General features: G+C 54.7%; 13 protein-coding genes and 1 rRNA gene. 8 read left to right on the top strand and 6 right to left on the bottom strand.

From position 1 onward, the window contains the following. Positions 1-186 precede the first annotated feature (186 nt). From CJP46_RS17560 to CJP46_RS17555, 3 genes are all read right to left on the bottom strand, one after another. Positions 187-2,325 carry a DNA topoisomerase III gene (locus CJP46_RS17560; protein WP_094596939.1) on the bottom strand — a complete coding sequence of 713 codons (2,139 nt, stop codon included), beginning with the start codon at positions 2,323-2,325 and terminating at the stop codon, positions 187-189. 172 nt (positions 2,326-2,497) lie between these two features. Next, positions 2,498-2,638: a hypothetical protein gene (locus CJP46_RS36560; protein WP_163880674.1), complete on the bottom strand. Its 141-nt coding sequence runs from the start codon at positions 2,636-2,638 to the stop codon at positions 2,498-2,500. A 79-nt stretch (positions 2,639-2,717) separates the two neighbouring features. Beyond that, on the bottom strand, positions 2,718-3,524 hold the full coding sequence (locus CJP46_RS17555) for an acyl-[acyl-carrier-protein] thioesterase (RefSeq protein WP_256992432.1): 807 nt from the start codon (positions 3,522-3,524) through the stop codon (positions 2,718-2,720). 214 nt (positions 3,525-3,738) lie between these two features. Here CJP46_RS17555 and CJP46_RS17550 point away from each other — a divergent pair, with 214 nt between their 5' ends. The 8 genes from CJP46_RS17550 (at position 3,739) to CJP46_RS17515 (ending at position 11,461) form a co-directional block, all read left to right on the top strand. Further along, the gene (locus CJP46_RS17550; RefSeq protein ID WP_094596937.1) at positions 3,739-4,446 is read left to right on the top strand and encodes a response regulator transcription factor; all 708 of its coding nucleotides are present in this window, start codon (positions 3,739-3,741) and stop codon (positions 4,444-4,446) included. A gap of 6 nt (positions 4,447-4,452) precedes the next feature. After that, positions 4,453-5,682: a sensor histidine kinase gene (locus CJP46_RS17545; protein WP_094596936.1), complete on the top strand. Its 1,230-nt coding sequence runs from the start codon at positions 4,453-4,455 to the stop codon at positions 5,680-5,682. 140 nt (positions 5,683-5,822) lie between these two features. Continuing rightward, the gene (locus CJP46_RS17540) at positions 5,823-6,215 is read left to right on the top strand and encodes a zinc-binding dehydrogenase (RefSeq protein WP_094596935.1); all 393 of its coding nucleotides are present in this window, start codon (positions 5,823-5,825) and stop codon (positions 6,213-6,215) included. 395 nt (positions 6,216-6,610) lie between these two features. Continuing rightward, on the top strand, positions 6,611-7,885 hold the full coding sequence (locus CJP46_RS17535; RefSeq protein WP_094596934.1) for an ArnT family glycosyltransferase: 1,275 nt from the start codon (positions 6,611-6,613) through the stop codon (positions 7,883-7,885). Further along, positions 7,860-8,612 (top strand): glycosyltransferase family 2 protein, encoded by a 753-nt coding sequence (locus tag CJP46_RS17530; protein WP_094596933.1) that lies wholly within the window; start codon positions 7,860-7,862, stop codon positions 8,610-8,612. The genes CJP46_RS17535 and CJP46_RS17530 overlap by 26 nt, the downstream gene beginning before the upstream one ends. Further along, positions 8,602-9,246 carry a DUF2304 domain-containing protein gene (locus CJP46_RS37140; protein WP_256992408.1) on the top strand — a complete coding sequence of 215 codons (645 nt, stop codon included), beginning with the start codon at positions 8,602-8,604 and terminating at the stop codon, positions 9,244-9,246. The genes CJP46_RS17530 and CJP46_RS37140 overlap by 11 nt, the downstream gene beginning before the upstream one ends. A gap of 1 nt (position 9,247) precedes the next feature. Further along, a complete protein-coding gene (locus CJP46_RS17520) occupies positions 9,248-9,592 on the top strand; it encodes an EamA family transporter (RefSeq protein ID WP_094596932.1) in 345 nt (114 codons plus the stop codon). A gap of 48 nt (positions 9,593-9,640) precedes the next feature. Continuing rightward, positions 9,641-11,461 carry a copper amine oxidase N-terminal domain-containing protein gene (locus CJP46_RS17515; protein ID WP_094596931.1) on the top strand — a complete coding sequence of 607 codons (1,821 nt, stop codon included), beginning with the start codon at positions 9,641-9,643 and terminating at the stop codon, positions 11,459-11,461. Positions 11,462-11,572: 111 nt separating this feature from the next. Here the strand turns inward: CJP46_RS17515 and CJP46_RS17510 are convergent, their stop codons facing one another. From CJP46_RS17510 to rrf, 3 genes are all read right to left on the bottom strand, one after another. Beyond that, a complete protein-coding gene (locus CJP46_RS17510; RefSeq protein WP_256992407.1) occupies positions 11,573-12,925 on the bottom strand; it encodes an MFS transporter in 1,353 nt (450 codons plus the stop codon). A gap of 149 nt (positions 12,926-13,074) precedes the next feature. Then, complete coding sequence (locus CJP46_RS17505) at positions 13,075-14,172, bottom strand: DUF3626 domain-containing protein (protein ID WP_094596929.1); 1,098 nt, start codon at positions 14,170-14,172, stop codon at positions 13,075-13,077. 363 nt (positions 14,173-14,535) lie between these two features. After that, positions 14,536-14,652: ribosomal RNA gene (rrf, locus tag CJP46_RS17500) — 5S ribosomal RNA — on the bottom strand. Positions 14,653-14,913: the final 261 nt, after the last annotated feature.

Below are 14,913 nucleotides of genomic sequence, written 5' to 3'. Positions count from 1 at the left end.
GGCGGGCTTTGGCAAAGTAGTCACGAATTATTATTGGCAATTCTAAGCGGCGATCCTCCTATTAGGAGTTAGGAATGATTTAAGAGATTCCACTTTCATGCAAGACTCTACGGTGATCTCCGCAACAATTGCCGCACTAACGAATTGTAGAATCAGACCGGCATACCCGCCGAGTATTTCAGGACGTTAACCGTTCTTCTTCTCCATCGCCGCTTTGAGCAAATCGCCGAGGTTCGAGCCGATCGGCTCTTGCTTCTTGGCGTACTGCTGCACCAGCTTGCGCTCTTCGCGCTTGTTGATGTGCTTGCTGTCCTTGTTGACCGTTTCCGTGATGCCGCAGGACAGACACTGCACATACAGGCCGGCTTTGCCTTCCTTCATCTCCATCTTCTTATGGCACTGCGGGCAGCGGCGGTTGGACAGGCGCTTCTCGTCCGAACGACGGTAGCCGCAGTCCTCACTCGGGCAGACGAGCATTTTGCCACGCTTGCCTTTCTTCTCGAGCAGCCGGGTGCCGCAGTCCGGGCAGTGGCTGTTCGAGACGTTATGCGGCTTGTAATCCGCCGAGCTGTTCTTCACGCCTGCCACCAGATCCTTGGACATCCCGCGGATTCCCTTCAGGAACGGCTCCGGCTGCCCCTGGCCGCGGGCGATCTTCTCCAGCTCGGCTTCCCACTTGGCCGTCAGCTGCGGCGTCCGCAGCTCCGGCGCGACGAGTTCGATCAGCTGCTTGCCTTTACCCGTCGGATGCAGCGCGTTCCCCTGGCGCTCAATCGTATCGGAGCCCACCAGCTTCTCGATAATGTCCGCGCGCGTCGCCGGAGTGCCGAGGCCGTGCTTCTCCATCTGGGACAGCAGTCCGGCCTCGGTGTACCGCTTCGGCGGCAGGGTTCGGCCGCCCTGCATGATGACCCGCTGCACCTTCACGGCTTCGCCCTCATTCAGCACCGGGAGCTGGGCTCCGCTCTCTTCGGCGTCGCCGTCAGTAGGCGAGTCCTCGTCCGATTCGTCCGAGACGTCGCCGCCATACACCTCGCGCCAGCCGCTCTCCTTGATCGTCGTGCCTTTGACATGAAGGGATTCGCCCTCCACGTCGATCGTCACCGCGACCGCATCGTACCGCGCCGGCGGGTAGAACAGGCTGATGAAGCGCCGGACGATCAGATCGTACAGCTTGCGCTCTTCGGTGTTCAGCTGATTCAGCAGCACGGTCTCTTCCGTCGGGATGATCGCGTGGTGATCGCTGACTTTCGAATCGTCCACGATGCGCTTCGTCATATTCAGATTTTTCCGCAGCAGCGGCCGCGCCAGAGAGGCATACGGCCCGATGGCCACGCTCTCCAGCCGCTCCTTCAGCGTCCCGGTCATATCCGACGTAAGATAACGGCTGTCGGTCCGGGGATAGGTAACGAGCTTGTGCTGCTCATACAATCGCTGAAGCACGTTGGACGTCTGCTTCGCGGAGAAGCCGAACCGGCGGTTCGCGTCGCGCTGCAGCTCGGTCAGGTCATAAGCGAGCGGATGAGGCTCGACCTTCTCCGTCTTCTTCACTTTGATGATCCGGCCGGACGATCCGTCCAGCTTGCGCTTCAAGGCTTCGGCCGCACTCTTGTCGAAGATGCGGGCGTCGCCGTTTTTCCCGCGCCACACCGCGGCAAATCCGCCGAAGTCGGCCTTGATCGTGTCGTATTCCTCCGACCGGAAATTCACGATCTCATTTTCCCGGTCCATAATCATGCCCAGCGTCGGGGTCTGCACCCGTCCCGCGGAGAGCTGCGCCCCGAATTTGACCGTGAGCGCCCGCGTCACGTTCAGGCCGATCATCCAGTCGGCTTCAGCCCGGCAGCGCGCGGATTCGTACAGCCGGTCAAACTGGTTCCCCGGCTTCAGCGAAGCAAAACCTTCCTTGATCGCCTTGTCCGTCTGCGAGGAAATCCAGAGCCGCTTAAACGGCTTGTTCCATTTTCCCATCTTCATGATCCAACGGGCGAGGAGCTCCCCTTCCCGCGCGGCGTCCGTCGCCACGATGAACTCGCCAACGTCCTGGCGGCGAAGCTGCTGCTGCACGACCTTGTATTGCTGAGCGGATTCGCGCAGCACCTTCAGCTTCATCGAATCCGGCAGGATCGGCAGATCCTCCAGATTCCAGGTTGCATACTTGTTGTCGTAATCCTCGGGCTCGGCGAGTCCGACCAAATGGCCCAGCGCCCAGGTCACGATATATTTCGGACCTTCGATATATCCTTTATGCTTGTCACGGCTTCCCATGACGCGCGCAATTTCGCGGGCCACGGAAGGCTTTTCGGCTAATATTAATGATTTCATGACGTACCACCCTTTCTTTCCGTCCTATTATAACATTGAATGCAGCGGCGGATGCAAAAGGGAGGGGTAACCGGTTCTAAACCTATTGCATTGCACAAAGAAAATCCCCCAGCAGAACCTCGGCATAGAGCCGGAGGTTCCACTGAAGGACTCGAGGTGATGCGGTGAATGCCTAATCCTGTTCCTGTTTCGGAATCTGGTTCAGGCTCGGCGGAAATTTAGCAGCTTTATCCGGATGCAGCGTGGTGTATTCCTGTTTCCGGCTCGCTCTGTTTGGCAAGTTGCTGTCTTTAACCGGTTTACGATGCGGCATGCTTATCCCCCCTTATCCTTTAACAATCCCCCGATCGGGACGGAATTATCCATGGCGTTCATGGGAAGCCTCCGCTTATTCAGTTCGTTTCTTTCAATAGAAGATACGCGTCAAAATAATGCACCCCGTCTTCGGCTTGTCCGCTCACGTACACCCGGCCGTCAGACAGCGTCGACCGCTTCACTATCATTTCATCCCCTAGCCGGGCTTCGTGATGATACGTAATCCGAAAACCCGCACACGAATAGCCCGTAAGCTCTTCTTTGGTCAGTGTATCCATGCACAGATCGGCATAACGGGAATTGTTTAGATGCAGATTGGCGTCGATCCCGCTGTAACGTACCACGGAGCGGTACGAATCCTGAAGCGGCATATCCTCAGGTATGGTTACTTTATCCGGTGCTTCACCGGCCGAATCCTCTTCATTAATGTAGACGTCAAAAGGAAATTTGGACGGGCGCAGCATCCTTCGTTTCTGAATGTCCACCAGCGCCCAGATGCTGCAGGATTCGCCGAGGATTTCCCCGCGGCTGCCATAAATCATGAAATCCCGCTGCCACAGTGCCCCTCTAGGGCCTTTGTTCCAGGTCTCGACGGCGATTTCCTCCAGCGCTTTCGGCATCCGGCCCATGCGTAAATCCATCGTGATCAGCATCCAGCCCATGCCCGTTTCGATCATCTGGTCCCTTGTTGCCCCGAGATGCTCCAGATCGGCGTCGGCCGTTCTCTGCGCCAAAGACAGCAGCACCGACAGCCGCGCTTCGGATTTAAAATCGATATCGTTGGAATGAATCAGATAGTTTTCGGTCCACTTGTTGCCCATGCTGTGCTCTCTCTCCTCTTTTTCCGCGAAAAATATCCGGACATGGTTGGTCTGCCCCTTCATTTCGGACACGAGACCTGTCCTTTGACAGCGGCTCTTTTCCTGTATGTATAACAAGCAGCGGAACGTTTATCCTAAGGCCACCACATCATCCGCAAAGGAATTTAAGTTAATGTTAAGAAATTCATGACCATAATGTTAAGGGTTTCGGTTTATAATGCTATACATCAAGCATACTCCTAGTTTCCACAATATTCAAAGAGGTGTGAATACCGTAATGTCCAGAGAAGCGATCCTGCTCGTCGATGACGAGAAAGAAATTATCGAACTGATTGAAATTTATTTAAAAAATGAAGGATACACCTTATATAAAGCATCCAACGGGCTGGAGGCCCTTGAGGCGCTGAGCAGCCATCCGATCGACCTCATCATCCTTGATGTCATGATGCCCCAAATGGACGGGATTCAAGCCTGCATGAAAATCCGGGAAAAGAACAATACCCCCATCATCATGCTGTCCGCGAAAAGCCAAGATATCGATAAAATTTCCGGCCTGAGTATCGGCGCCGACGATTACGTCACCAAGCCGTTTAATCCGCTGGAGCTCGTCGCCCGCGTCAAATCGCAGCTGCGCCGGTACAAGCTGTTAAATTACCGCGATACCTCGGCGGAAGACGAAATCGTGATCGACGATTTGGTCATCAATACCGCCACACATACGGTAACCGTCGGGGAGCAAGAAGTAAAGCTGACGCCGCGAGAATTCGACATTTTGAAGCTGCTGGCCATCAATCAGGGCATCGTGCTCAGCATGGACAAAATTTACGAAGAGGTCTGGAACGAGCCGTTCATGGAATCGAAAAACACGGTGATGGTCCATATCCGCAAGCTCCGCGAAAAGATCGAGAAGGACACTCAGCATCCGGCCTACATCAAGACCGTCTGGGGCATCGGCTACAAAATGAAATCGGCGAAGGAGGTGTAGAGCATCATGACCACCAAGGTATACATCGGCATCCGCTGGAAGTTCCTAGCCGTGTTTCTCGGCTGCACCGGGCTGACGCTGCTGTTCGTGCTGCTCGGCCGTCTGCTCGCCTCCTATATCATTGTGCGCCCGCCTTATAATGTGCCCCTCATCTGGGTGATCAACCATATCGGCTCCCGGCCGACCATCGGGGTATTCGGCATCGTCTTCTTCCTGTCCCTCTATGTGGCTTCCACCCGGCCGCTCGTCCGATATGCCAAAGAGCTTGCCGGAGTCTTGGAAGACATGGCCGACGGCCGGCTTCAGGCTTCCGTCAGCGTGAAAGCTGCCGATGAGCTCGGAACGATCGCGGAAAACATGAACAGCCTGTCCGGGCAGATTCATACGTACTTGGAGGAAATCAATTACGGGCTGACGGAAATCGCCAAGGGCCATTTCGATTATGAAATTCCGGTTCGGGAAAACCATGACCTCGGCCGGATTGCCGACAGCATCAATCAGATGAGCGCCCAGCTGAACCGGTCCATTCAAGAGGAGCGAAACGCCGAGAAGACGAAAAACGATCTCATTACCGGCGTATCCCACGACCTGAGGACCCCGCTGACCTCCATTCTCGGGTTTTTGGAAATTATCGATAAGGATCGTTATGCCGACGAGGTAGAGCTCCGCTATTACATGAATATTGCTTACGAAAAATCGCTCAGCCTCAAGAAGCTGATCGACGACCTCTTCGAGTACACGCGCATCAACAACGGCATGCCGCTGCACCTGCGCAAGCTGGACGTGACCGGATTGATCCGGCAGCTGGCCGAGGAGTTCGTTCCGAGCCTGGAGCAGTCCGAACTGACCCTCCAGATTCACGCGCCGGAGCAGCCGGTCATCATTCAAGCCGACGGCGACCATCTCGTCCGGGCGTACGAAAACTTGATTTCCAACGCTATGAAGTACGGGAGCAGCGGCAAATATATCGACGTTTATATCGAAAAAGAAGAAGCGTTCGTCAGCATACGCGTCTGTAATTACGGAGAGCCTATTCCGAAGCGGGATCTTCCGTATATTTTCGAACGGTTCTACCGGGTGGAGCAATCGCGTTCCAAAGCGACCGGCGGTACCGGACTGGGCCTGGCCATCACCAAAAGCATCATCGACGTGCATGGGGGCCAAATCTCCGTGGAGAGCTCAACCAACCAGACCGTGTTCGAGACCCGCCTTCCCGCTCCGGCTGTGTCGTTATAGCTGTGACTTACCCTACAATACAAATCGTAAAGAGCCGCACTCCATCCAAGGAGTGCGGCTGTCTGCTTTTCTATTTTGCTGCATGCTTCCGTTTCTTACGTTTCTCTGTACGAGTTCGCTTTATTTATAATCATTGAACCATGTATAGGGCCGAGATTCATGAATTTGTAAGGCAGCTGGGAGCTGATGAGGTCATTGATTACGCCACGACCGATTTTGGGGAAACCGTCCGTCCGGTAGATATCGTTCTTGATATGGTAAGAGACGTCGGAGAAAACGAGCGGAAAAGCTACACGGTATTGAAGGATGGGGGCAAGCTGCTCTCCCTCGTCTCCCCGGCCATCGACCGGAATCCGCGTACTCGTGGAATCGAAGCTCGTTTTGTCCGTGTCGAGCCGAACCGCAGCGGTTGGTTATCCCTGATTCGCCAAGTTCAAGACCAGCAGCTGAAGGTTCATATTGATCGAATTTTTCCTTTTAACGCCGAGGGAATCGCGCGAGCGGGACCGGCGGTAAGAAAGGTCAGTTGTTGATTGCAAGGGATCGGTAATCAAAAATCCTCTTGGGGTTTGATTGCCTTGATCCATACGATCTTCGAATGAAAGCAAAGAGGAACTAAAGTAAGCCCAAAAGTCGCTCCCGCCGCCAGGCGGGAGTTTTTTCGGATGGGTATCTATTTTTGCACACAGGACCATTCATCCCTTTCGAGTGAAGAATACCCACGGCGATCTCATGAAACCTCTTCGTAAGGGAGAGACGAAACCGCGGCATTTTTAACAGAAAAACTTAAGCGTTTGTTAAGCATTTGGGTAGGCTCCCGTTAAGAAGTCTCCTGTAATCTTAGATTCAGTTCAGAGGACGACAGGCATCGTCCGTGAGGAGAGCTGATTGTCTCCCATGTCTGTCAAGGAAGGAGCACGAAATCCATATGCATACCATCACATCAAAACGATTTGTCCATAAAAAAACGCTGCTCATCACGATGACCGTGCTGATCTTCGCGCTGGCCGCCTATGTGCGGCTGGACTTTCTGGTTTCGGTGAACCATCAGGTTTCGCATGACACGCTGAATTACGACATCATGGTCCGGCAGCTGCTCGAGAAAGGCATCTACGCCTACAAAGATACGCAGCCGAACGCCCAGGTCACGCCGGGGTATCCGCTGTTTATGGCGGTCGTGTACAAGTTGGTCGATTACCAGCATCATGATCCGTTCCCCTACATCCGTTACATTCAGGCCGTGATCAGCCTCGTCACCCTGTGGCTCATCTACTCGGTTGCCCGAAAGTTCTCGGGCCGGACCGTTTCGATGATCGTGCTGCTCATCAGCAGCGTGTATCCGCCGTTCATTTGGAGCAACGGGGCGGTTCTGACCGAAACGTTGGCCTGCTTTTTCCTGATGCTGTATATCCGCCTGCAGCTCGAAGTTTTCGAACGTAGAACGCGAACCCTCGCTCTGCTGAGCGGGGCGGCGATGGGCTTGCTGGTGCTGACGCGTCCGGAATTTTTAATTCTGATCGCGCCGGTGTACGGGTTGTATTGGCTGTGGAAAAGGGAATTCCGGCTCACGCTCAAGCTGCTGCTGTTCACCTGCATCGGGACGGGAATCGTCCTTGCTCCTTGGGTGATCCGCAATATGATAACCCTGCACGAAGTCGTGATCGCCTCTACCCAGGTCAATCCGTTCGCGGCCGGCACCTATCCGGATAAAAATTACAACGACGGCCTGGTCGACCGCCATGGCAAAACCCAGATGGAAATCGCTAAGGAGCGGCTGAAGATCGGCTTTACGCAGCACACATGGCAGTTCGTGAAATGGTACACCGTTGGCAAGATCAAGTACATTTATTCGAATATGTACTTTGGCAGCGGCCACAGCCCGTTATACCGCGTGCTTCCGAGCCCGCTGGGCAGCCTGCTGCATGTGGCGCTCGTGTGGTTCTGTCCCGTGGCCCTGATCGCTTCGCTTCGGAAATGGAAGCAGCCATTGACGCTGCTGACGCTGATTGTAGCGGTCATGACGGTCACCCGTTTGGCTTTCGTTCCCGAGTTCCGCTATAACTACACCGCCATGCCGCTGATCATTATGCTGGATACGGCTGCGGGGATCGCCATCCTCCACTGGGCGTGGCAGAAATGGATCAGATCTTCAAATCCACGGAAAGGAGCCGTTACCTATGCTGAATCGACCGGAAAGTCATAATACCTCGTCCAGAGTGCTCGTGATCGTTCCCGCCTATAACGAGGCGGAAGGGATCGGGCAGGTCATCCGCCGGCTTCGCGAGGATACGCCCTACGCGGATGTGCTCGTCATTAACGACGGGTCGAGCGACGCCACCAGCCGGATTGCCCGGGCGGCCGGCGCCAATGTTATCGACCTGACCTGCAACTTAGGCATCGGGGGTGCGGTGCAGACCGGCTACCGCTACGCGGCGGAGCATCACTACGACTACGCCGTGCAGATCGACGGCGACGGACAGCACAACCCGCGTGATCTGCACCGCCTCCTGTCCGCCATGCTCGGTACCGGCGCCGATATGGTGATCGGCTCCCGCTTCATTACCAAGGAGGGCTTCCAGTCGACCTTTGCCCGCAAAATGGGCATCGGCCTGCTGTCCACCCTCTTGACCCGGCTCACCGGGCAGAACGTGACCGACCCGACCTCGGGCTACCGCCTATGCGGACGGCGAGCCATCTCCCTGTTTGCCAGCGAGTACCCGACCGACTATCCCGAGGTAGAAGCGCTGATGCTGCTCTACAACCGGGAGCTGTCCTTTACGGAAATTCCCGTCGTGATGAATGAGCGCCAGGGGGGCGTATCCAGCATCTCGGCCATGAAATCCGTGTATTACATGTCCAAGGTCATCCTATCCGTCCTGCTCATGAAAACCCTGAAAAAGAGAGCGTGGGAAAACCGCTATGAATCTTAACATTTATTTCATCAGCTTTTGCATCAGCCTGGCCTTTGCCGGCACGATTCTATACCTGATCCGCAAGCGCAGACTGCGCGAGCAGTACGCCCTGCTCTGGCTGTTGATGAGCGTGATCATGATGGCGCTGTCCCTGTTTCCGTCCCTTTTGGACGAGGTGGCGCAGCGGATTCACATTTATTATCCCCCGTCGCTGCTGTACCTGCTGAGTGTGGTTGCGGTGCTGTTCATCCTGCTGCATTTGACGATGGCGGTCTCCTCGCTCATGCACCGGGTCATCGTGCTCACCCAGGCGCTGGGCTTGCAGGAAGAACGCATCCAGAAGCTTGAAGCCCAGGCGGCGGTGGATTCCGAAACCTCCCCTGAGCGAACTTCCGGCCGTTCTTCCGGATTGCAGACCGGACAGACATCTGGACCGCTTTCTGTGCAGACATCTGAACGGCCTTCCGGGGAACCATCTGGACGACCTTCCGTGCATCTATCTGGAGCGCACACTATGCAGCAATCTGGACGGCCTTCTGAGGACCCCTCCCTACTGCATTCCGTGGAACCCGGTCAGCAAATTTCTGCGGCGGCTTCTCCCGAAGAGCAAGTTATTGCGCCGTCTTCTTCGAGCACGGAGGTGGTTCGCTAACATGGCATACTTCATGCTGCTCCTCAATATGCTGCTCCTGGTCGCCGGCCAAATCAGCTGGAAAATCGGCCTGCAGCAGCAAGGGGGAATCCACCTTGGCAACCTTTTGCAGGTTGTGTTCTCGCCGCTGATTCTGCTTGGCATCGCTCTATACGCTCTGGCCACGGGCTTGTGGTTCGTCGTGCTGTCCCGGCTCCCGCTAAGCCTTGCCTACCCGCTGCAAAGCCTGGCTTACGCCGTTGGAATATTCGCCGCGTGGTATTTCTTCGGGGAAAACGTCCCGCTGAATCGCTGGATCGGGGCCGTGGTCATCGTGCTGGGAGCGGTCATTATTGCCGCTAAATAAGATCCCTGTTTTTATCAAATTTCAGAAAAGGAGTTTCATATCATTCCCATGAACATGCAAAAAGCCATCCTTCTGACTTCCGTTCTCTTTGCCGCCCATGACGTGGCTCCGGCATCCGCCGCATCTGGTCCAGAGCAAGGACCTACGTCCCTGCAGAAAGAGCCTACGGCCCAAGTGACTACCGCTCAAGCGAAAGATGCTCCAACCGGAACGAGGATCATCTATTTGAACAGCAGCCGAACCACAAGCAGTGGCACCGAGTCCACGTTAAATCGTCCCACCGTCGTCAAAAAAGGGGTAACCTTCGTCAGCCTACGATCGCTCGCCGCCTCTTTGGGCTGCAAAGTGACCTATCAAGCCTCTACAAAAGAGACCACCGTTTCTGGAGAAGGTACCGAAGCCCGGTACCGCGTACATACCACGACATTTCAGGTTAACGGAGAGAAGCAGACGATGAGAGGCGAAGCATACGAGGATCACGGCGTGTTGATGGTTCCCCTCACTTCGCTGACAGCTGCTTTTCATCTCCCTTATGTGCTGCAGGGAAACCAAATTACGCTGTACCCTGGCGGCACCGGAACTTCGGGGACGGACAAGCCTGAATCGCCGCAAGTGAACGAACCGCCGCAGGCCTATTTTACGACGGACAAAGACCAATACCGGATCGGGGAGCCTGTGACCCTGAATGATGAAAGCACCGACGACGAGGACGCGATCACGAATCGGGAATGGACGAACAACGAACTGGCCTTTTTCGAGCCGGGTACGGTGGAAATCAAACTTAAGGTCACCGACAAGCACGGCCTGACCTCCGAATATAGCAAAAAAATCGAAATCGCCTCCGAGGTGATGTACAGCAAAGCAGAGTATGCCAAGCGCTTTACTCCGGCTGGAAGCACGCTCCAGGTCAGCGGTAAATCGATCCTGTCCTACAAAGCGCTGCCCTACACCTACACGACGGAGCCGTATTTGCTGTTCCGGGCCAGCGGTCCGGAGACGGTCAACTCGGAAGGGATCCTGTATCAGGACATCCTGTCGGGACCGACCCGGTTTATGGTCCATCACAAAAACAACCTGGCCGCAAAGGCACGCTTCTACCTGATCGCGACCAATCCGAGCGACGCCCCGGCATCGATCCAAATCGAGGGCGCGGGCGTGGCGGGGCCGACCCCGTATCCGGAGCTGTCCGGCAGGCTGGCCGGCGTTCGGTATTTGGAGTCCACCTTGACCGGCAGCGAGCAGCGAAGCATGCAGATCGCTCCCGGCGAGAGCGTAGCCCTTTTTCCTAAGCTGAATGCAACCGCGGCCGCTCCCGGCGATGTCATCACGATGAACGCCGATGTCACCAGCGATGCCCCCGTTGAATACACGATGCTGATGGTGAAGGCCGATCATGACCCGATCGCGGCCATGCCGACCCTGCCTGATTTAAACCCGATTGAGTCCATCGTCCGCGGCACCTTTGCCGATTCGACGCGCGTGTTCGAATACGACGGCACGGTCGGAACGGAAGCAGAGCGCCTGCCGCTCACCGACAACACCACCGATCCTTTCCAGCAGGGGATGGACGGAATGCAGGACAGCGTAGCCATCAACTCCGGCAACTACGGCGTCCTGTATAAAATCATCCTGAACCACGTCGCGCCGGATACGCTCATTGCCTTCAACCCGCGCGGCGGAAGATACTTTGGCTCGGCGAGGGTGAACGACCGGATCGTCGAGATCAAGCACGGCGACGGCTCCCAGGACAGCGCCACCGTGCTGTACCGGACGCAGGACCGCGAGGAAAAGGTGGAACTCTGGCTGTCCCCGGCCGCCGGCAGCAACCTGCCGTTTTCCCTTCTGTTTCTCCCCATGTCGGAGAAATAAAAAAAGACCCGCAAAGCTTTATGCTTTGCGGGTCTTTTGGCGGTTCAGACCGATCGTATGACTGTACCTTCTACCATCCAGCCTGATCCCTAGGTCACTTTTCCGAATCATCTACACATTTTTCTGAACTGTCCCTTTACCATGCGGCTTGCCTGAAGCTGCACTCACCGCAGCTTTTGTCTCCGCCCGAATCCACCAAAAAGCGAGCACTCCCGCCGCTAACGCCGTATATGCCGCCAGGCGGAACCCGCCTGCGAGACCCCAAGCCGAGCTGATCCAGCCGGCGATAAACGGGCCCATGAACATGCCGATCGCATAGACCGCTTGGTAGAACCCCATTGCCGTTGCCCGTTTGGACGGCTCGATATGAGCGACCGACTTGCCGAGAAGGAGCGGGAAGACCAGCCCTTGTGCCAGCCCATTAAATATTTGCGTTACGCACAGCCAGCCAAAACTGGGCGCCACCGGGATGCAAAATGTAAAAACGGCTGTCCCCACATACCCCACGGTTAGCACGGCTCTTTCCCCGAAACGGCTGACCAAGGTCCGCCCGGCAAACAGGGTTGCCGCTGCATGCGGCAGCATGAAAGACAGTGTCAGCCAAGCAAGGTCGTTTTTGCTCGCGCCCAAGTCCAGCGCCTGATTCGGCGTATACCCGAACATCGTGATGAAAAGAACGCAGTGGGCCAGGATCGACAGAAATGAAACCCGAAACAGCGTCCGGTCACGCATGACCGGCGCCAAATCCTGAAGCGTCATGGGCACGCGCGCTGGGTCCGGTTCCTTTTCCCGCAAAAACAAAGCAAGCACAAGGGCTACCACCGCAACGATGCCTCCAAGCCAAAACGGCAGCTGCCAGCTCCACCGTTCCACCAAATACCCGCTGACGAGCATGCTCGTCAATTGGGCGGTCACCGTGGTGAACTGCATCATGCTCATCGCCCGGGTTACCTCATGTTTTGGGAAAAAGCCTGAGAACGCGACGGTGAACACCACCCATGTCGATGCGGCGATCCCTGCCATCGCTCTCGCAGTGAGCGCCCAGCCCAACTGTCCGGACGCGGCGAACATCAGCCCACTTAAAGCACTGGCGGCCAAGCCCAGCCATATAAATGGACGGCGCTTTTCCATGAAGTCCGATAAAATGCCAAGCGGCAACCTGAACAATATCTGCATCAAGCCGTAAGAACCGAGAACGATGCCAAGATACGTATAGGATGCCCCCAAATGCTCGATATAAGGCGACAAAATCGGGACATAAATATACGATGAGAACCAATATAGGAAAACAACGGAGATGAACAGAACAACCTGTCCCCGGGAGGAAGAGTCGTTTTTGGCTTGAGGTCGCTGTAATTCGGTAAAAGGTTCCTGTACTCCACGGTCATCGGCTTCATTACAAACTAAAGGTTCAGCTGAAACCATTTCGTCAATTTGCTGGGATGCCTCCTTATGAGGTTTCACTCGTTCACCAGCCTTTCATTCATAGGAAGTTCTACGAGCATAGGATGTCTACAAAACATAGAAAGTTTATACACCACAGGAAGTCTACAAAGTTATGAATCAAAAGAATTCTGATCCTTTAAATGACATCGCCTTGATATTCCGTAACATTACGTAACACAGTTAAATGGGGACCCAAATCGGACAAGGACATGCCATAATTGTTTAATGTGCTGTAAAGTTTCGTCGTATGATCCCCAGTCCTCCCACTCCTCGGGATGATCGTGCAGCGATGCCGCTGCCAAACCCAATACCGCCGCGTTAATCCACCCTTTTTCGTTTCCAAACCTTTGGTCGATCCGGAGCGCAAGCGGCTGCATCGCAGGTCCCCGAAAATCACTCGGCACCGATCCGACCTCCATCTGAAAACCGGCATGCCAGCCAAGCCGCAGACCATATTTATGGCAGATTTCCTTCAATAGGTTCCCCGTTGGCGTACCTCTGAAAGAAGGATCTGCAATGATCGCCTCCGCATCGTTCGCCAAATCCACTACAGCATGAACCTGAGCTTCAATGTAATCATCGAGCGATCGTCCCAAGGCTTCCGGTATAAACTCGTTGGATCTGGAGCTCAGTTTTTGAAGCAGCTCCACCAGCAGCGCTACGCTGATGTGATCGGAACCAAGCACCTCCTGTGTGCTGACAGCAGCCTCAAACAAGGGGGCTAACAGCGGAGAAAAAACGTCGATCGTTCCTTTTCGCTCCGGACCCGTAAAGCTATCCCCAAACGTAAAAGTGCAGCGCTCCGACACGTATGGGCGAAGGACCAAATGGCACGAACCAAACCGGGGTGACGCACCGTCTGCATAATTCATCAGGTTAAGCCCGCCATACTTCGGTCGTTCTTCATTGGTAACTCCGGGTGACTGGTAGGACTTTCCAAACAAATGCTCTTCCCAGCGGTCACGGTCACCACCCGCGAATGCCGTTCGGCTCCCGTTAGAGATCGAGGTCTCAAACTGACCCCGGTACACCCCATCCTGAAGCAATCCCTCAACCACCGAACGGCCAGTAATGAGCAAACGATCGGGATGAAAATTGACCGTAACTCTTGCAAAACGGCGGATGTTATCAATGAGCGAGTCAACATCAATTGCGTTTAGGCCATCTCCAGCCAAAATCCGGTCAATCACGCTGCGAGAAAGGCACTGCACCTCCAAAGCATCTGTACGTACATACTGTACAGCTCGTGCTTGTGCTTCGGTCAAACCTACTCCTCCTTTATCCGATCCAAGGGCTACCAGGCGGAGTTCCCTGGGCGAGAACTCGCAAACTTATGTACATGTGAATAACATTTAGACAAAAGTCAATTCAACATCATCACATGAATCATTCATGCCATAAATCAGCTTCTAGTTGTGAGTACTGGGGATGAAACTGTGAATATTGGGAATATAATTTATGATTATAATGCAAATTGGGCGAGGATGGTTCTCTTTTTTGTGCATAACCTTTGGAAAATCCATCAGGGACATTAAATTTGTGGATGAGCGGACAATACAGATGTGTTGTCCACAATGGGGATAAGAAATAAAAAAACCACTGTCGATGTTTATCAACAGTGGTCCTTCGCTTGGCAACGTCCTACTCTCCCAGGACCCTTCGGTCCAAGTACCATCGGCGCTGGAGGGCTTAACGGTCGTGTTCGGGATGGGTACGCGTGGAACCCCTCCGCTATCGCCACCAAACGGAGCATTGGTTAATAACCAAATGCATAATTCAGGTTTCAGCATCGCCAAATGCTGAAAGTCATGCACGCTTCTCTCACCCGCTTGGAATGAAAGCAGCATTTTTGACTCCCTGAAAACTAGATACGAAACGAATCTGCGCTTTAAGAATTATCGGGTCCCCGCCAAAGTACTCGGAATCAGCTTCAGCGCTGTTCTTCACTTTGGTGGGTTTCTTTTTGGATAAGCCCTCGACCGATTAGTATTGGTCAGCTCCATGCA

Source organism: Paenibacillus sp. XY044 (assembly GCF_002257645.1).
In the GTDB taxonomy this organism is placed as follows: Bacteria; Bacillota; Bacilli; order Paenibacillales; family Paenibacillaceae; genus Paenibacillus_AQ.
The sequence above is the reverse complement of the archived record's forward strand: the minus strand, read 5'-3'. Positions and strand labels throughout refer to the sequence as shown.